Raw genomic sequence first — 19,249 nt, 5'->3', positions numbered from 1 at the left:
AGAAAATAGTTTTCCATTACCATTTAAAAAATGATTTGAAAAGTATGTATGAGAATATTTGCAGATAATCGTTGCTTGAGATTTAATCTTTACAAACAACGATTATCTAGCTATTAGTAACCTGGGTTTTGCTTTAAAGTTCCTGCAGATGCATCAACTTCACCTTGTGGAATAGGATACAAATAATGTTTATCCTGGAAGTTTTTCCCTTTAGCTGTCATTACTGATTTAGCCAATTTCCAACGTTTAAGATCAAGCATTCTTTGTGATTCAAAGCCTAATTCTACTCTTCGCTCGGAGATTAGCCAATCTTTAATCGTTGCTTTATCTGTTGATGATGCTCTATCGGCTAAAGTACCTGCCGGCGGTAAAGAACCAGTTGCACTTACACTGCTTCTGGCTCTTGCCCTAATTTGATTAATAATTGCAACGGCGTCAGCGAATTGTCCTAACTCGTTTTGAGCCTCGGCTTTCCAAAGTAAAACATCAGCATATCTAATGTAGATTTTGTTATTTGCAGCATCATCGTTTCCTTTATTAGATCCATTTGTGCTACCTAATAACTTATTTACATTTTGATTTGGAACATCAACTGTGTACAATTTTCTGGGATCGTTTGCCTCAAAAGCATTTAAAAAATCTGTACTTGGTGCAAAGAAACCCCATCCTAATGGTGCACAAATTCCATTTCCCTTTAACGGATTCTGATTACTTTGATGATCGTAAACAAAAATATCTTCGTTCTCTGCAAATTCTTTAGCTTGGTTAAAACTATCGAAGTAATTAGCGTTTAAGCTGTAAAAACCTAAAGCTTGCAATTCATTTACATTAGTAACAACATCGGCCCATTTTTCTGTGTATAATGCTGCTTTAGCTAGTAGCGCAATAGCTGAACCTTTATTTGCTCTCCATTTTTCGGTAGCCGAACTATATTTGGCATTTGGTAATAAGCCTTTTGAAACGGTTAAATCAGCTTTAATTTTATCCCAAACTGCGTTCTTATCTGCTTTCACAGCAACATCAAATGCTTCCTGATAAGTGCTTACAGGTTTAAGAATTAATGGAACATCTCCGAAATTGGTTACCAATGAAAAATAATAATAAGATCTTAGGAAATAAGCCTCGCCAAGAAGTTGATTTTTGCGAGCAGTTGTAATGCCTGTAATGGCTTCTATATCCGATTTAGTTAACAACTCAATAGCAATATTTAACCGTTTTATTCCTTCATAATCGTACTTCCATAAGCCATTTGGGCCACCATTAGTAGATGTAAAGGTGAAATTATTAACATCATCCATCCAGGGTTGGTCTCCATCAGGATTCCATTTTTTTTCCATATCATCGGATGCAATATCCTGCATAACCAGGTCATTTTGAAAAACTAATCCTCCAGCCCAATCCCATTGTGCCAGAATATTTAATCGATTAGATAATAATTGATAACCCGAATTAACAGAGTTTTCTACTGTACCTAAAGTTGGTGTAGAATTAACCTGTTCTAGAGTTGTTAAACCTACAGCCTCTGTAGTAAGTTGCTTTTTGCAACCCGCCAATGTAATCAAAGAAAACATTAGGCATATAAATAATATTCTTTTCATAATACTTTTGCAAAAAAGATTTACAGATTAATTTTTAAACCAACGATAAAGGCTTTTGATTGTGGATAAGTTCCTTTATCTATTAAAGAAGTCGACTCTGGATCTAAACCCGTGTAGTTTGTTACCGTGAATAAGTTTTGACCAGAAGCATATAACCTTACATTTTTTACACCAATTTTTTTCACATCGAACGTGTAGCCCACTTCAATATTTTTTAACCTTAAGTAGGATGCATCTTCAACAAAAACACTCGATACATTACCGCCACCATTATTATTAAAGGTTAAACGAGGTAGCGTATTACTTGTTCCAGGGCCATTCCAGCTATCCAGAACAGAGGTCATCGAGTTAAACGGACGGCTATCGAAGTTGATAATCTGTTTTAAATCATTATATCGATCTACACCTTGTACTCCTTGAAGTAAGAACGAGAAATCGAATTTTTTAAATGATGACGAAAAAGCAAAACCGTAGGTTAATTTTGGGACTGGGTTACCAATAAAAGTTCTGTCATCCGCATTAATTTGTCCGTCACCGTTTAAATCTTTGAATTTAATATCACCTGGTAAAGCACCATTTGCATTTGAAAATAAATGACTGGTTACTTCGGCTGGAGTTTGGTAAATGCCATCGAATAACAAACCAAAATAGGAGTTTATAGGTTGGCCAACTGCTGTTCTGGTATGAGTCTGATCATCGTTTATGTTTTTAACAAACTCTTGTAGCTTATTAACCCGATTAGTTAAAGTAGCAATATTTGCATTAACATTGTATTTAAAGGCGTGATCTCGGTTTTGGAAGTTTAAACCAAATTCAAAGCCTTTATTGCTAACCTCGCCTGCATTAACATAGGTACGATCGATTACCCCAACCGAAACCGCTGGCAAACCAACAGTTAACAAGATATCATCCGTTTTTTTAATAAAATAATCGGCTGTAAATGAAAGTTTATTTTTTAGAATGCCTAAATCCAAGCCAAAGTTTGTTTGCGTTGTAGTTTCCCATTTAACATCAGGATTACCATATCTAACGACATTAACAATTCCTCCTGATTCTGAAACTAATGTTTGATAGGTGTTATTTGGAATTTCCTGATTACCTGCCTGGCCCCAGCTTCCTCTTAACTTTAGTTCAGAGATCCACTTAACGTCTTTCATAAAGCTTTCGTTAGAAACCATCCATCCTGCAGATGCAGATGGAAAATAACCCCATTTATTACTCGGGCCAAAACGAGAAGAACCATCAGCTCTTAATGTTGCCGTAGCAAAGTATTTGTTATCGAAATTGTAAGTACCACTTCCAAAAAACGAAACCAGGTTAAACTCGCTTGCCGAACCAGAATTGTAAATATTAGTTAAACTTCCATAATCTAAATACTGAAATCCTGAAGAGCTTTTATCAAAATTCTGTCGGCTACCACCAATTGCTGATGATTTACTTGAGATATTTTCTGCACCCAATAAGAAATTTACGTTATGCTTTTGAGCAAAAGTTTTTTGATAATTTAAGGTATTGGTAAAAGTAAAATTCATTACTTCACCCCTGTTTTCATCTAGGTTATTAGGTTTATTATTTCTGCCTTTTCCTGGGTACAGTTCGTCGGGATTATTATCGTTATCATCGCCAAAATTCTGAGCGAAGTTTTTATTGTGAGAAAAACTGATATCTACACCAACACTTGATCTAAAAGTTAGAGATTTATCACTTAAAAAAGCATATTCGGCGTATATGTTACCAAAAGTTTGAAACGTTTTTCTCTTATCGTTGGTAAAATTAACAATAGCTATAGGGTTCGAACTGAATTCAAAGTTCTTATCCCAACCATTGTTATTACCCGTATAAAAAGGTAAATCGGTAAAAGGATTTGATGCAGAATAAGTAGGATCAGTTACGTTTTTATAAACTCCTAAAACTGGAGGACGGAGTAAAGCATGTCTAATTACACCAGGAACATCGCCGCTTGATGACAGTTTATCTTGTTTGGCAAAGCTCAATTGAAGATTTGTTCCTACTTTAAAGCGATCGGTAACATTTGCGTTTACGTTCGATCTGAAATTGAAACGCTCATAACCATCGTGGTTTTGAACAACAATTCCATCTTGCTTATAATAACCTGTTGAAATAAGGTATTGAACATCATCAGATCCACCATTAACAGATGCCTGCAGATTTTTAGACTTGCCAGTTTCGAACAATTCATTCAACCAATCTGTATCGGCTAAATCAGTTCTACTTCTTGCTGCCTGATAAGGACTAATTGCATTGGCTGCATTCCCCAAGGTATTGTGCCAGGCTCTGTCTTTAACCGTTAAATATTGATCGGCGTTTAACATTTCGGGCAAATTTGTTGCCTGATGAAAACCAGCAAAATATTCTACATTAATATTAGCCTTGCCTTTTTTACCATTAACAGTGGTTATAATTACTACCCCGTTTGCCGCTCTCGAACCATAAATTGCACCTGCTGCTGCATCCTTTAAAACCGTCATCGATTTTACATCACTTTGATTTAAGAAGGAGATGTCGCGGGTTGGAACACCATCTACTACATAAAGAACATCATTGTTTCCCAATGTTCCCTCGCCTCTAATCCTAATTTTTATTCCATCACCTGGCGCACCTGTATTTGCAGCTACAAATACACCTGCAACCTGCCCTTGTAATGCTTGTGCAACATCAACAATTCTGGTTTTTTGTAAATCATTCATATCAACGGTAGCAACCGAACCTGTAATAGATGCTTTCTTTTGAGAAGTATATCCTACTACCACAACATCATTTAAAGATTGCGAGGAGGGCTTTAAAGAAATATTTAAACTTCCGCCAGCTGGCGATAAGGTTGTGGCATTATAGCCAATATAAGAAAATGTTAAAGTTTGAGCCGAACCTGGCTGAAGCGTTAATACATATACCCCACTTTCATCGGTAGAGGTTTTGTTTTGAGTATTGGTTTGCATTACTACTACTCCTGGCAAAGGCTGATTGGTTTCATCAGTAACTTTACCCGTAACCTTAGTTTGCGCATAACTTGTAAAACCCGTAATGGCTAGAAACAAGAAAACCAGCGATGCGTAGATACGTCTGTTTTTTTTCATTTGATTTATATTTGATTAGTACTACAAATATATACCTGGAAATGCGCAAGAAGAGTATACTATAATTACATTTTAGTTCACTATCATTACAAAAAGCAGTTTTGAGGTGGTTTTTAGTTAAATTATTTCAGTTGTTGCTGATGGCTCATGATACTTTTGCCGATACTCATTTGGCGCCAGATGATAGATTTTTTTAAACTCTCTAAAGAAATAAGATTTGTTGTTAAAACCAGTTAAATAGAAAATTTCGGAAACATTTAGTTTTGAGTTTTGCAGTAAAACCGCAGCATGTTTTAACCTTATTCTTTTTATAAATTCAGATGGAGTCATACCGGCTAAAGTTTTCAGTTTTCGGTACAATTGCATTTTACTAATGCACAAAATATCTTCTAATTTTGATGCATCTAAATCAGTTTCGGCTAAATTATCTTCCACCGCTTTTACTAAAGCATTTAAAAATTCTTTATCGCCTTGTTCTAAATCAACCTCAACAAATTGGTTATTAATATTCCGATCTTTAATTAAATGATTCATGCGGTTTCGGTAATCCAAAAGCTTACGCACCCTCATTTGTAAATAATTGATGTGGAAAGGTTTTGAAATATAAGCATCAGCACCTGTTTCGTAACCTTCGGATTTATTTTCTTCTGTACCTTTTGCAGAAAGCATAATAAAAGGAATATGGCAGGTAGCAGGTGCTGTTTTAACATGTTTGCAAAGCTCCAATCCATTCATATCAGGCATCATCACATCGCTTATGATAATATCTGGCGTATTATTTTTGAGGAATTTTAAAGCCGAAAGCCCATCTTCCGCTTCGTAAACATTGTATTGATCTTTTAAAATATTTTTGATCAGGAAACGTAAGGCAGCATCATCTTCTACGATAAGGATATTATATTCTGACTTTTTCTGCAAATCATCTATTAAGGCCATTTTATTATTTTGTTCAGTAGATTCTGCAACTTCGTTTTGATATGGTTTTAAGATAGATTCGAATAAGTATGAAGGTGCAGACGCGATCACCTCATTTTCTTTGCCTTCTATTACCTGTTTAAGTTTTAGTTTAAAGCTGAAAGTAATCCATTCTTTTTGTAGCGAAACATTAATAGCTCCATCCATTACCGAAATTAATTCTTTGGTAAAGGCTAAGCCAATGCCTGTACTAAACTTCTCAAACTGATTTTCTTCACCTACATGAAATTCGGTAAAGATATCTTCTAAATCTTGCTCTTTTAACTTGCAGCCAGAGTTAGTTACAATGGCTTCTAATATTTCAGTTTCTTGATTATAATTAACGGTTAAGATAATCTGCTGTGCTTTACCTGCATGTTTAAAAGCATTCGATAATAGGTTAAAAAGCACTTTCTCAAATTTATCCTTATCAATAAAACCAGCTATTCCATTTTGAATATTTCTAGTAAATTTCTGCCCTTGTTCTTCTGCCAGAGGTATAAATAACTGTGTTAAACTATTCAATAGTTTAGTAATGTCGAAATAATCGTCGTTTCGTTTTAAATAACCAGCCTCAGCTCTCCTAAACTCTAATAATTGTTGTACCAGGTAAGTTAATCTAGCCGTATGCTGATGTACAAGTGATAAAAAATAATTCTTATCGACAGGCTTATCCAGCATATTACGCTTTTGCATAAAATGCTCTACCGAACCTAATATTAGGGTTAATGGGGTTTGAATTTCATGAGCAATATGAGTGAAAAAATTAATTCTCTGGCGATGTACCTCTTCGTCCTTTTGCCTAAATAAATATTCTCTTTCGAGCTTAAATTTCATCTCCAGTTTATTTTTTCTATAAAGGTGAAAAGCGTAGCCACCGATAATTAATAAAAGTAGATAGAATGCATAAGCTGGATAAGTAAGCCAGAAATACTGTTTTACATGGAGTTTTAAAGCTGGGATATCTTTTGTCCAAACCCCTTCACCATTACTCCATCGAACCAACAAATCGTAATCGCCTGGCGGAATGTTATAATAAGCAATCTTGCCGTCAGTACCAGTATATCGCCAGTTTTGATCTAATCCTTTTAGTTTATACGCAAACTCATTTTTTGCCGAATTGAAATAATTTAGTGCATTAAAAGAAAACTGAAAAAAGTTGCTTTTGCGTTCTAAATCGAAACTTTCTGCTTGTTGCTGCTTCGCTTTAATAATTAGATATTGATTGTTCTGAAATTCGCGACCACCTAATTGCAAATCAGAAATCAAAAGATTTGATTGCCTGCTATTTTCGGTAATATACTTAGGCATAAAATAATTAAAGCCATAAATACCTCCGAAAAGCAAGTAATTATTCTTCGTTTTAAAAACGGCTCCATCACTAAACTCATTACTTTGCAAACCATCGCTTTCCTGATAATTTGCAATCGTATTATTTGTTGGATTTAACTTGGCTAAACCTTTGTTTGTACTTAACCAAATATTTCCCGAACCGTCTTCCTGAATGGCATGAATGGTATTATTTGGCAAGCCATTATCCATTGTTATTTTAATAAATTTTGGACTTTTCTTAAGCGATTCGGCATGATTTAAATAATTTAAGCCATAACTTGTACCAATCCATAAACGGTTTTGCTTATCGTAAAATAACGACAAAACATCACTATGTGATAAACTACCTTCATAGCCAAAAGCTTTGTATGTTTTAAATAATCCTGTTTTTTTGTTTAACACACTTAAACCTCCATATCGGCAGGCAATCCACAACCGATCATCTTTGCCTTGAGCCAAAGCGTAGATTATATCATTAACTGGTCCGCTTTTCTCAGTTGAAGACGAATAATATTGCTTAAAACTTTTTACAGAAATTGAAGCATCGATATTTCTTTGAAGCTTTAGGCGCACCAATCCAAAACCGCTTGTCCCCATCCAAACCGAGCTGTCTTTATCCTGAACAATAGTATAAACAGACTTAAAATCAGGGAGCTTTTCTGTTCCTTTAATATTTTTCCAATGTATGGTTTTAGCAGTTTTCTGATCGTAAACAGAAATTCCCTTTCCATCCGTACCAATATAAATGAGTTGGTCTTTTCCTCGCTCTATCGCAAATACTGAATTGTTTTCTAATCCAGTGCTTAAATCTATTTTCTTTGGTTTAGCGATTTCATTCTGCACTTTCCAAAAATTATCGAAAATTAATACGCCATTTCCTTTTGTGCCAACCCACAAATTGTTCCCTTCTTCGGCAAATGCCCGTATTGGCTTATTAATTACATTTCCATTAATCCGCGTTAGCAAGCCGAATAAATTTTCTTTCGGATAAATTTGAATCAAGCCATTACCATCGGTTCCCAGCCACAAAACCTGATCCCATCCTACTGTGAGTGCTGTAACTTTTAAATTTTCTAAAGGTTTAGTTTCTTTTTCAAGAAAAGAAGTTTGTTTAAAATCCTTATTGTAAACACTTATTCCTTGATTTTCCCACGCTACTATATAATTGGATTGATAGTAGGTAACTGTTTTAATTTTTTTTGATGCTATCGAAATTGGCTGGGTTTTAAAATCGGGGCCAATTTTATAATGAGTATCATTATTTGAGGTGTAAATAATCTGATTATTTGCAATAAAAAAATTATTTATTCCATGGCTTCCTTCGTAAATTTTAACAAAAGAAAGCTTATTAGAATTAGTTTTAGCGGCAATTAGTTGTCCCTTTTTGTTAAGGTACCAAAGAATATCTCCAGCAAAACACATTTTAACAATACGGTCTTCTGTTCTAAATCTCTGGTAGTATTCGAACGTATCTTTTTTAGTGTTATACTTACTTAACAGGCCTTCGGCAGAATAACAAAAAACATCTCCATTCGAATTTACAACGAGTTCGTATTCATTTTCTCTTACTTTTTGTGTTATCGTATTACGATAGAAGTAGCGATTGAATTTACCCATTCTTTTATTGTATCTAGAAATACCACCAACAGTATTTATCCAGATATTGCCATTATTATCCTCTTTTATCGATTGGATAACATTACTCCCAATGCTGTTCTCCGCTTTATCAATGTTATGATTGTAAACATTAAATTTAGATCCGTCGTAACGGTTTAATCCATCCCAGGTACCAATCCAGAGTAATTGGTCTTTATCTTGAAGAATTGCATTTATTGAGCTATTAGATAAACCATTCTTATTATCGAGTTGGCGGTAATAAAATGAGATACCTGGTTTAACATCTTCTACTCCTTTAGCTATAAAAGTGAAGAAACTAGTGTATAAAAACAGCAAGCTAAATGCCTTAATCATATCAAATTTAGGTTCAATTTCTCTATTTGGATAAAATAATTGAGGGATGTGCCTAAATCTAAATAAAATAATTGAGGTATAATTGGATAATTTACACCAAAACAAAACAGGCAACTATGATGTAGTTGCCTGTTTATAATTTAAAAATTTTCTATAATGAGTTAATCCATTTTACGAGCTCATCGCGACCTTTACCCGTTTTTTGTTGAAGCTTGCCTAATAATTCATCATCCTGCCCTTCTTCGTGTTTTAAATCATCATCGGTTAAATCGCCGTAGGCTTGTTTTACTTTACCTTTTATTTCGTTCCATTTTCCTTTTAATTCTAACTTATCCATCTCTTTAATTATTTATATGTTTTGAATATTGATTTTGTATAATAGTAACAGCACAGCATGTTTATTGTTTAAATAATCGATAAAAAAGCATACTAACAGTAAAAACAACACCGCTATTGTTTATATTTTTGTTACATTAGGGTTATATTCAATTCAACCATTACTAACTAAAACCAACAATTTGATGAAAAAACTACTCTTGAGTTTCTTTTTATCCTTTTGCGTTATTGCATCTGTTTTTGCACAAGACAGAATAATTAGCGGAAAAGTAACTTCGGGCGCAGGCGAGCCTCTCCCTGGAGTGAGTGTGTACGTGAAAGGTTCTCCTTCAACAGGTACACAAACAAATGCAACTGGCGATTATAAATTAAGTGTTTCACAAGATGCCAAAGTATTGGTATTTACTTTTCTTGGTTTTAAAACTAAAGAAATGCCAATTACAGGTTCATCTCTTAATGCAAATTTAGTCGAAGAAAACACAATATTATCTGATGTAGTTGTTGTAGGTTATGGAACGCAAAATAGACGTGATGTAACTGGATCTATTGCAAAAGTAACCGCTGCAGACTTGAAAGACCGACCTTTGACAACAATAGAAAGTGCATTGCAAGGTAAGGCTCCTGGTGTATTTATCAACTCAAGCAGTGGTAAACTAGGGCAAGCTCTTCAAATTAGGGTTAGAGGAATTTCTTCAATTTCGGCCAGCAATCAGCCATTATTCGTAATCGATGGAGTTCCTATTGTGAGCGATGCATTGGGAACTTACACAGAAGCAGATAATCCATTAGCTGCTATTAGTCCAGATGATATTGAATCAATGGAGGTTTTAAAGGATGCGGCATCTGCAGCAATTTATGGTGCCAGAGGTTCAAACGGAGTTGTATTAATCACTACAAAAAAAGGTAAACAGGGAAGAACCAATATAGATTTTGGCTACTATGCTGGCTTTAGTGATCCAACAAAAAAAGGAGAATTCTTAAATGCGGCGCAATACAAACAGTTAATGGAGGAATCTTTCAAAAACATTGGTTACGATGGCTACAATAATTCTTCTGAGTTATGGGCCGATTATACTGGAACAAATGACTGGGATGGTACTGCTGATGCGAATTGGGTAGACGCATCTTTTAGAAAAGGGCATGTACAACAATATAACCTAAATATAAATGGTGGTGATGCTAAAACCCGCTTCTTAATCTCTGGTAATTACAGCAATAATGATGGAATTATAGTAAGTAACCGCTATGTGCGTACAGGTGGCAGAATGAGCTTGGATCATACAGTTTCTAAAATTTTAGATGTTGGTGGAGCAATTAATATTTCTAAAGTTGCCAACTATCGTATTCCTACTGATAATGCATTTTCAAATCCTCTTCAGTTAAATGCATTGCCTCCTATTCAACCCATATATGATGCATCTAGTGAGCTGAATAATAATACGGTTTATTACAATTCACTAATTGATATTGCTAATGGAAGCAATTTATCTACTACATATAGAACTTTTGCTAATGCATATGCGAGTTTAAAAATCACACCAGAACTAGTTTTTAGAAGCGAATATGGCTTTGATTTTAACAGTCTGGAAGAGGAACAATATCTGGGTTCGAAAACGCAAGATGGTGGTAGCACCAGTGGATATGGAAATGATTACAATGCTAAGTCAATCAACTTTAACACGAATAACACTTTAAACTACACTAAAGTATTTAATGAAAAGCACAGCTTAAACGTATTGGGTGGTTTTACTTTCCAGGATACCAAATTTAGATATGGAACAGTTACTGGAACAGGTTTCCCTTCAGATAGATTTGTGAAAATTGCAAGTGCAGCTACGATCTCGGCAGGAAGTTCATTCGAAACCGAATACTCTTTCGTATCTTATCTAGCCAGAGTAAACTATAAATATGATGACAAATACTTGGTAAGTGCTTCTGTCCGAACTGATGGTTCATCAAGATTTGGTTCTAACAATAGATATGGAACCTTCCCAGCGGCTTCAGTAGGCTGGATTGCTACGAATGAAGATTTTTTAAAATCCAGCTCTTGGCTAAGTTTATTAAAAGTTAGAGCGAGTTACGGATTAACAGGAAACGCAGAAATTGGAAATTTTGCATCTAGAACATTATATGGTGGTGTTAACTACGCAGGTACCGCTGGTACACTTCCTAATCAGCTAGGTGACCCAAATCTGACATGGGAGAACACCTCTAACTTTAATCTAGGCTTAGACTTTGGATTCTTATCAGACAGAATTACAGGAACCATTGAAGCTTACAAGAAAAAAACTACAGATTTATTGCTTAATGTACCAATTGCGGCAACAAATGGCTTTACCTCCATCACTCAGAATATTGGAGATATGCAGAATAAAGGATTAGAATTCTCATTGAATACGAGAAACTTTATTGGCGCTTTTAAATGGAGTACATCATTCAATATCGCCTTCAATAGAAACAAAATTCTTCGTTTGGTAGATGGCCAGCCAATTTTTACTGGCGGTAGATTCTTGGGACGGATTGCAGAAGGCGAGCCATTTGGATATTTTTATGGCAAGGCATATGCAGGTGTAGATGCAAACAACGGCGATGCACTTTATTATATTGATGCAAGTCGCACAGCAACAACAAATAACTACAATACAGCACAAAATCAAAAAATTGGAGATCCAAATTCAAAATATTATGGTGGATTAGGAAATCATTTCTCCTTCAAAAATTTTGATTTAGATATTCAAACACAATTTGTTAAGGGCAACGACATCTACAACATGGCAGGCGGTTTTCAATCTGCAAATGGCGATTATTTCGACAATCAAACAATTGATCAATTAAATTATTGGACGCCTACAAATAAAGTTACAATGATCCCTCAGCCAAGATTTGATTCTGCAAACGGGACCAGGCCTTCATCGAGATATATTCAAGACGGATCTTATTTAAGGGTTAAAAGCGTTGTTTTTGGATACAACCTGCCGAAAGAGTTTATAACAAAATACAAATTACAGAATGTAAGAATCTATGCATCGGCACAAAACCTATTTACCATTACAGGGTATAAGGGATATGATCCAGAGGTAAATACTCCTGCTGGTTCTTCTCTTCAAACAAACAATATTCAGATTGGACATGATTTTTACACGCCTCCACAGGCCAGAACGATAACTTTTGGAGTAAATATTGGACTTTAACGGATATAAATATTAGAATTATGAAAAATTATTATAAAAATATACTGGCCGCGAGTCTTCTTATTTTAAGTGCTTCTTCTTGTAAAAAGCAGCTCGAAATCGAGCCAAAACAATCAATTTCTTCAGATGTAGCTTTATCAACGACCGCAGACGTTCAAAATGCTCTTATAGGTGCTTACACAGTATTAGCTACGGGAGATTTATATGGTACAAATCTTATTTTTCTTCCAGATATTTATGCGAGCAATAATTATTTGAACTGGACGGGTTCATTTAGTACCTACAGGGATATTTCTAATAAGGCAATAATTTCTACAAATGCAGATGTATTAAGGACTTGGGTTTCTGCCTACAAAGCGATAAATGTAGCAAATACGGTACTTGCCGCAACTGGAGTTGTAAGTAATGCAGATACTAAAAATACAATTGAGGGTAAAGCTTTATTTATCCGAGGGATTATGCATTTTGAATTAGTAAGACTTTACGCCCAGCCTTTTGACGCAGCTGGGGCTAATTCAGGGCTCGGTGTTCCAATAATAACAAAAGCAGTACAATCAACTAGTGATATTGTAACGAGTGTTCCAAGAAGTACAATTAATGAAGTTTATACAGCGGTTGAAAACGACCTCAAGTTGTCAATCACCAAACTTGGTGCTGTTAATGAAAAATATGCATCAATGGCTTTTTTAGCTCGAGTTTATTTGCAAGAAGGAAAGTATGCTTTGGCTAGAGATCTTGCAAACGACATAATTACTAATAGCCCATATACTTTAATAACCAACTCTTTAGAAGCCCCATTTAGAACCAGAAATTCAAGCGAGGGCATTTTTGAGATTCCACAGAACGAGCAAAGTAATGCTGGCTCTTCAAATGATGGATTGGCAACTTTTTATGCCAGTTATGAAAATTCAACTGGGGGTAATGTAGGTCGCGGAGATGCAAATGTTAATACTATTTTTTATAACTCTTTTGAAGCTGGCGATAAAAGGCAAACCGATCTGATTTATACAGGCACTGGAGCTAAAACAGGCTTATTTACAAAAAAATGGTATGATTATTTTGGAAATATTCCAGTAGCACGCATTACCGAACAATATTTAATTAGAGCCGAATGCAATTTCAGATTAGGCGCGACGATCGGGGCCTCTCCAGCAAGTGATATTAATATGCTAAGGGCGAGAGCGGGTTTAGGTACAGTAATACCAACGCTAGCTATAATATTAAACGAACGAGAAAAAGAATTAGACTATGAAGGCTTCAGATTGCATGATTACAAACGCACAAAACGTTCTCTTGGTGCTTTTTCATACAATGATCCAAAATTAGTTTTCCCTATTCCTGATCGCGAATTATCTGCTAATAAAGCATTAGTCCAAAACCCAGGGTATTAATAAATTAATTTATCTATAATAAAAATGACCTTTGCTGTAGTGGCAAAGGTCATTTTTATTATATTCTTCTACTAAAAGTTTTACAGTTTCCTAGCCGCCTCAATAATCTCTTCAACAACAGCTGGGTCTAACAAAGTAGAGGTATCGCCCAGGCTTGAAGTATCACCCTCGGCAATTTTTCTTAAAATTCTACGCATAATTTTGCCTGAGCGTGTTTTAGGTAAACCTGTAACAAACAAAACTTTATCTGGCTTTGCTATGGCACCAATTACTCTTGTAACTGTTTGCAAAATGTCTTTTTTAGTCAAATCGACATCACCGTGCATTTCAGGATAAATTACAAATGCATAAATACCTTGCCCTTTTACATCGTGTGGGTAACCTACAACCGCACTTTCTACCACTCCAGCATGCATGTTAATTGCGTTTTCAACTTCTGCCGTACCGATTCTGTGTCCAGAAACATTTAATACATCATCCACACGGCCTGTTATTCTGTAATATCCATCCTCATCACGTAAACAACCATCACCAGTGAAATACATATTTTCGTACGTTGCAAAATAAGTTTGCTTACAACGCTCATGATCGCCATAAGTGGTACGCAACATACCTGGCCATGGAAATTTAATACAAAGGTTTCCACTCACCCCATTACCTGTTATTTCAGTACCATTCTCATCTACCAAAATCGGTTGGATGCCAGGTAAAGGTAATGTAGCATAACTTGGTTTAGTTGGCGTTACGGTTGCAATTGGCGAAATCATAATCCCACCAGTTTCCGTTTGCCACCAGGTATCTACAATAGGAGCTTTGCTGTGCCCAATCTTTTCATCGAACCAATGCCATGCTTCTTCATTAATAGGCTCCCCTACCGAACCTAAAACACGAATTGAACTCAAGTCTTTTCCTTTTAACGGATCTTCGCCAAAACTCATTAAAGAACGGATTGCTGTAGGCGCAGTGTACAAAGTATTAACTTTATGTTTTTCTACAATATCCCAAAAACGAGATGGACTTGGATAAGTTGGAACGCCTTCAAATAACACCGAAGTTGCACCCTGCGAAAGTGGGCCATAAACGATATAAGAATGGCCAGTAATCCATCCAATATCTGCCGTACAGAAATAAACTTCACCTGGTTTGTAATTAAAAACATTTGAAAAAGTATAACCCGCATAAACCATGTAGCCACCGCAAGTGTGCACAACGCCTTTAGGTTTACCTGTAGAGCCAGAAGTATAAAGAATGAAAAGCATATCTTCTGCATCCATTTCTTCCGCTTCACAAATATCGTTAACGTGTTTTACTTCATCTTCCCACCAAACATCTCTTCCTTTTAACATAGAAACTGGCGTGCGGACATGTGTTAAAACGATGCATTTTTCTACTGTCGGGCAGCCAATTAATGCGTCGTCAATTACATCTTTTAAAGGGATTTGTTTATTTCCACGGTATGCACCATCGGCGGTAATAACTAATTTACATTGCGAATCGTTAATTCTATCGGCAATAGATTTAGCAGAAAAACCACCAAAAATAACCGAATGAACTGCCCCAATCCTAGCACAAGCTAATACAGCAATAGCTAATTCTGGAACCATAGGCATATAAATGCAAATACGATCGCCTTTTTTAGCACCATTCCTTTTCAATACGTTTGCGAAACGACAAACACGTTCGTGAAGCATTTTATAGGTATAGGTTACCGATTCTTCTTCTGGGTTATTCGGTTCCCAAATAATTGCGGGTTTATCGCCGTTTGTAGCTAAATGTCTGTCTAAACAATTTTCGGTGATATTTAATTTTGCACCTTCAAACCATTTAATATTGGGCTCTTCAAAATTCCAGGATAAGACTTTAAACCAAGGTTTACGCCACTGAAAATTTTGAGCTACTTCTCCCCAAAACTGCTCTGGGTTTTCTACACTTTTTTTATAATCTTCTTCGTATTGTTTAAAAGATGTAATTTGCATTGCTCGTTTATATATTTTGTTAGTATCGGCTAATTTAAGTAAATAATAATAAGCTGAAATGGTGAAATCGTATCAAAATCAATACTCCTCAACTATTTTAAAAATATCTAAAAATATTTAGCAACACACTTGCTGTTTTCAATTATTATTCAGATATTTGCACACTCTTAAAAAAATTAAGCGGAAGATATTAACAACTATATTTACAAGTCATGTCAAGAGTTTGTGATTTAACAGGAAAAAAAGCAATGGTAGGTAATAACGTTTCTCACTCAAACGTTAAAACCAAACGCAAATTTTATCCTAACCTTCAACTTCAGAAATTTTACATTCCTGAGGAAAACCGTTGGATTACGTTGAAAGTTTCAACATCAGCGATTAAAACCATTAACAAAGTGGGTATTAGCGAAGCAATTAACCGTTTCGTAAAAAAAGGATTTTTGTAAAAAACATTAACTGTTGAGATTAACAGTTTACAATTTATATTAAAATGGCAAAAAAAGGTAACAGAGTTCAGGTTATTTTAGAATGTACTGAACATAAAGAAAGTGGCATGCCGGGTATGTCTAGATATATTTCTACCAAAAACCGTAAAAACACTACTGAGAGATTAGAATTAAAGAAATTCAATCCAGTGTTGAGAAAAGTAACCGTACATAAAGAGATAAAATAATTGAACGATAGTTTGATTGAATGAGCGAATTTTAAATTCTATCATTTCAACATTCTTTAACTCAATAATTAAAATTATAAGAACATGGCAAAGAAAGTAGTTGCAACCCTTAAAACAGGTACAGGTAAAGAATATTCGAAAGTAATTACAATGGTTAAATCACCAAAAACTGGTGCTTACTCATTCAAAGAACTTATCGTACACAACGACCACGTAAAAGATGCTATCGCATCTAAATAAGGTTAATATTTTTTAATATTGATAAAAATATTAAAGGCCGTTCCGTATTAACCGGAAGGGCTTTTTTTGTTATATAAAATTTTGATATGGGCTTATTCGATTTTTTCAAAAAGAAAGAAACTGCACCTGAGGCTCAGGAAGCTTTAGATAAAGGTTTAGAGAAAACTAAAGATGGTTTTTTTAGTAAAATAACCAAAGCTGTTGCAGGAAAATCTTCTGTTGATGATGAAGTTCTGGATAATTTGGAAGAAGTACTGGTAACTTCTGACGTTGGCGTTAGTACTACGCTTAAAATTATTAAACGAATTGAAGAACGTGTTTCGAAGGATAAATACCTGAATACATCAGAACTTAATTTTTTGCTTCGTGATGAGATTCAATTATTGCTATCAGAAAATAACAGTAACGATTTCCGCCAGTTCGAATATGGCGACCATAAACCTTATGTAATTATGGTGGTTGGTGTTAATGGTGTTGGTAAAACCACAACTATTGGCAAACTGGCACATAAATTAAAAGAAGCAAATCTTAAAGTTGTTTTAGGTGCTGCCGATACATTTCGTGCCGCAGCTGTTGATCAGTTAAAACTTTGGGGTGAGCGTGTTGGTGTTCGGGTTGTAGCGCAGCCTATGGGTTCTGATCCAGCTTCTGTAGCATTCGATACTTTACAATCGGCAGTAGCTAATGGCGAAGATGTTGTAATTATAGATACGGCTGGTCGTTTACATAATAAAATAGGCTTGATGAACGAACTTGGTAAAATTAAACAGGTAATGCAAAAGGTTGTACCCAATGCTCCTCACGAAATTTTACTGGTTTTAGATGCATCTACAGGTCAGAATGCTTTTGAACAATGTAAACAATTTACCGAAGCGACAGACGTAAATGCTTTAGCCATTACCAAATTAGATGGAACAGCGAAAGGTGGTGTAGTTATCGGGATTTCAGATCAATTTAAAATACCAGTGAAATACATTGGCGTTGGAGAAAAAATAGGCGATTTACAACTTTTTGATAAAAAAGAGTTTGTAAATAGTTTGTTTAAATAAAAGTAAGATTAAGTGTAAAAGATGAATACTAAAGTAGTAAGAAGTAAAACAGCTGTTAAACAACCTAAAATCAATGTAATTACATTAGGTTGCTCAAAAAATATTTACGATTCGGAAGTATTAATGGGCCAGTTACGTGGCAACAATCTAAATGTTGTTCACGAATCTGATAAAATGGGTAAAAACGATATTGTCGTGATTAATACCTGTGGTTTTATTGACAATGCGAAACAAGAATCTATCGATACCATACTTCAGTTTAGCGAGTTAAAAGAAGCTGGAAAAATTGGCAAGGTGGTTGTTACAGGCTGCTTATCTGAGCGCTACAAACCAGAATTAGAATCTGAAATTAAAAACGTTGATGCTTTTTTCGGCACCAATGATTTACAAAATATATTACATGAGTTGGGTGCAAATTATAAACATGAGCTTATTGGCGAGCGTTTACTAACTACACCATCTCACTTTGCCTATTTTAAAATTGCCGAAGGCTGCAACCGTCCTTGTTCTTTTTGTGCGATTCCGCTAATGCGTGGAAAACACTTGAGCAAACCAATGGAGGAATTGGTTAATGAAGCGAAGATTTTAGCTAAAAATGGCACAAAAGAACTTATTTTAATTGCCCAGGATTTAACTTATTACGGATTAGACCTTTATGGAGTTCGTAAATTAGATGAATTAATGCGTCGTTTATCTGATGTTCCAGGCATTGAATGGATTCGTTTACAATACGCCTACCCTTCTGGTTTCCCGATGGAAATTTTAGATGCTATGAACGAACGCGACAACATTTGTAAATATCTGGATATGCCTTTACAGCACATTACAGATAATATGTTAAAATCGATGCGCCGTGGTACTACTAAACAAAAAACCATCGATTTGGTAAACCAAATTAGAGATAAAGTTCCAAATATTGCCATGCGTACAACGTTGATATGTGGTTACCCTGGCGAAACTGAACACGATTTCCAAGAAATGAAAGAATGGGTTGCAGAAACCAAATTCGACCGTTTAGGTTGCTTTACCTACTCGCACGAAGAAAAAACCCATGCACATACTTTAGTTGATGATATTGCTGATGAAGTAAAGCAACAACGTGTTGATGATATTATGGAAATTCAGCAAGGTATTTCATTTGATATCAACCAGGAAAAAGTTGGCAAAACTTTTAAGGTTTTAGTTGATAAGAAAGAAGGTGATTTCTTTGTTGGCAGAACCGAATTTGATTCGCCAGAAGTTGATAATGAAGTTTTAATTGATGCAACGACAGGTTATGCGGCTAATGGAAGTTTTGTTAACGTTAAAATAGACAGAGCTGAAGATTTCGATTTATACGGAATGATTGTATAGATCTTGAACATAAAATATTAAATCCCATCAATTGTTTATTGGTGGGATTTTTTTTGCCCAAAAATCTATTTCCTTATATTGTAGCGAATC

12 protein-coding genes are annotated in these 19,249 nt (G+C 35.2%); 7 read left to right on the top strand and 5 right to left on the bottom strand.

Annotated elements, in window-relative coordinates; genetic code table 11:
* Positions 1-113 precede the first annotated feature (113 nt).
* From ABD692_RS11315 to ABD692_RS11300, 4 genes are all read right to left on the bottom strand, one after another.
* Positions 114-1,598: a RagB/SusD family nutrient uptake outer membrane protein gene (locus ABD692_RS11315; protein ID WP_344767042.1), complete on the bottom strand. Its 1,485-nt coding sequence runs from the start codon at positions 1,596-1,598 to the stop codon at positions 114-116.
* Positions 1,599-1,618: 20 nt separating this feature from the next.
* Complete coding sequence (locus tag ABD692_RS11310; protein ID WP_344767040.1) at positions 1,619-4,693, bottom strand: SusC/RagA family TonB-linked outer membrane protein; 3,075 nt, start codon at positions 4,691-4,693, stop codon at positions 1,619-1,621.
* 117 nt (positions 4,694-4,810) lie between these two features.
* Complete coding sequence (locus ABD692_RS11305) at positions 4,811-8,950, bottom strand: hybrid sensor histidine kinase/response regulator transcription factor (protein WP_344767038.1); 4,140 nt, start codon at positions 8,948-8,950, stop codon at positions 4,811-4,813.
* Positions 8,951-9,101: 151 nt separating this feature from the next.
* Positions 9,102-9,287 carry a CsbD family protein gene (locus ABD692_RS11300; protein ID WP_121283788.1) on the bottom strand — a complete coding sequence of 62 codons (186 nt, stop codon included), beginning with the start codon at positions 9,285-9,287 and terminating at the stop codon, positions 9,102-9,104.
* A 184-nt stretch (positions 9,288-9,471) separates the two neighbouring features.
* On the opposite strand from ABD692_RS11300, the gene ABD692_RS11295 reads away from it, so the two are divergent.
* Together ABD692_RS11295 and ABD692_RS11290 are read left to right on the top strand one after the other, a co-directional pair.
* Positions 9,472-12,477 carry a SusC/RagA family TonB-linked outer membrane protein gene (locus ABD692_RS11295; protein WP_344767035.1) on the top strand — a complete coding sequence of 1,002 codons (3,006 nt, stop codon included), beginning with the start codon at positions 9,472-9,474 and terminating at the stop codon, positions 12,475-12,477.
* A 20-nt stretch (positions 12,478-12,497) separates the two neighbouring features.
* Positions 12,498-13,868, top strand: a complete 1,371-nt coding sequence (locus tag ABD692_RS11290) for a RagB/SusD family nutrient uptake outer membrane protein (RefSeq protein ID WP_344767033.1) — start codon at positions 12,498-12,500, stop codon at positions 13,866-13,868.
* An 80-nt stretch (positions 13,869-13,948) separates the two neighbouring features.
* Here the strand turns inward: ABD692_RS11290 and acs are convergent, their stop codons facing one another.
* The gene (gene acs, locus ABD692_RS11285; RefSeq protein WP_344767031.1) at positions 13,949-15,844 is read right to left on the bottom strand and encodes an acetate--CoA ligase; all 1,896 of its coding nucleotides are present in this window, start codon (positions 15,842-15,844) and stop codon (positions 13,949-13,951) included.
* Positions 15,845-16,056: 212 nt separating this feature from the next.
* On the opposite strand from acs, the gene rpmB reads away from it, so the two are divergent.
* From rpmB to rimO, 5 genes are all read left to right on the top strand, one after another.
* A complete protein-coding gene (gene rpmB, locus ABD692_RS11280; protein WP_025145121.1) occupies positions 16,057-16,290 on the top strand; it encodes a 50S ribosomal protein L28 in 234 nt (77 codons plus the stop codon).
* Positions 16,291-16,334: 44 nt separating this feature from the next.
* On the top strand, positions 16,335-16,517 hold the full coding sequence (gene rpmG / locus ABD692_RS11275) for a 50S ribosomal protein L33 (protein ID WP_010599807.1): 183 nt from the start codon (positions 16,335-16,337) through the stop codon (positions 16,515-16,517).
* 84 nt (positions 16,518-16,601) lie between these two features.
* The gene (locus tag ABD692_RS11270) at positions 16,602-16,757 is read left to right on the top strand and encodes a DUF4295 domain-containing protein (protein WP_010599808.1); all 156 of its coding nucleotides are present in this window, start codon (positions 16,602-16,604) and stop codon (positions 16,755-16,757) included.
* Between the two features lie 86 nt (positions 16,758-16,843).
* Positions 16,844-17,806 (top strand): signal recognition particle-docking protein FtsY, encoded by a 963-nt coding sequence (ftsY, locus tag ABD692_RS11265; protein ID WP_316756418.1) that lies wholly within the window; start codon positions 16,844-16,846, stop codon positions 17,804-17,806.
* Positions 17,807-17,827: 21 nt separating this feature from the next.
* On the top strand, positions 17,828-19,159 hold the full coding sequence (gene rimO, locus ABD692_RS11260; protein WP_344767027.1) for a 30S ribosomal protein S12 methylthiotransferase RimO: 1,332 nt from the start codon (positions 17,828-17,830) through the stop codon (positions 19,157-19,159).
* Positions 19,160-19,249: the final 90 nt, after the last annotated feature.

The sequence above is a fragment of the Pedobacter ginsengiterrae genome, from assembly GCF_039537385.1.
Lineage (GTDB): Bacteria > Bacteroidota > Bacteroidia > Sphingobacteriales > Sphingobacteriaceae > Pedobacter > Pedobacter ginsengiterrae.
The sequence above is the reverse complement of the archived record's forward strand: the minus strand, read 5'-3'. Positions and strand labels throughout refer to the sequence as shown.

Bases quoted from the DNA above. Each gene is read 5' to 3' on its own strand.
- ABD692_RS11315 (WP_344767042.1), bottom strand. From the start codon at position 1,598: ATGAAAAGAATATTATTTATATGCCTAATGTTTTCTTTGATTACATTG.
- ABD692_RS11310 (WP_344767040.1), bottom strand. From the start codon at position 4,693: ATGAAAAAAAACAGACGTATCTACGCATCGCTGGTTTTCTTGTTTCTA.
- ABD692_RS11305 (WP_344767038.1), bottom strand. From the start codon at position 8,950: ATGATTAAGGCATTTAGCTTGCTGTTTTTATACACTAGTTTCTTCACT.
- ABD692_RS11300 (WP_121283788.1), bottom strand. From the start codon at position 9,287: ATGGATAAGTTAGAATTAAAAGGAAAATGGAACGAAATAAAAGGTAAA.
- ABD692_RS11295 (WP_344767035.1), top strand. From the start codon at position 9,472: ATGAAAAAACTACTCTTGAGTTTCTTTTTATCCTTTTGCGTTATTGCA.
- ABD692_RS11290 (WP_344767033.1), top strand. From the start codon at position 12,498: ATGAAAAATTATTATAAAAATATACTGGCCGCGAGTCTTCTTATTTTA.
- acs (WP_344767031.1), bottom strand. From the start codon at position 15,844: ATGCAAATTACATCTTTTAAACAATACGAAGAAGATTATAAAAAAAGT.
- rpmB (WP_025145121.1), top strand. From the start codon at position 16,057: ATGTCAAGAGTTTGTGATTTAACAGGAAAAAAAGCAATGGTAGGTAAT.
- rpmG (WP_010599807.1), top strand. From the start codon at position 16,335: ATGGCAAAAAAAGGTAACAGAGTTCAGGTTATTTTAGAATGTACTGAA.
- ABD692_RS11270 (WP_010599808.1), top strand. From the start codon at position 16,602: ATGGCAAAGAAAGTAGTTGCAACCCTTAAAACAGGTACAGGTAAAGAA.
- ftsY (WP_316756418.1), top strand. From the start codon at position 16,844: ATGGGCTTATTCGATTTTTTCAAAAAGAAAGAAACTGCACCTGAGGCT.
- rimO (WP_344767027.1), top strand. From the start codon at position 17,828: ATGAATACTAAAGTAGTAAGAAGTAAAACAGCTGTTAAACAACCTAAA.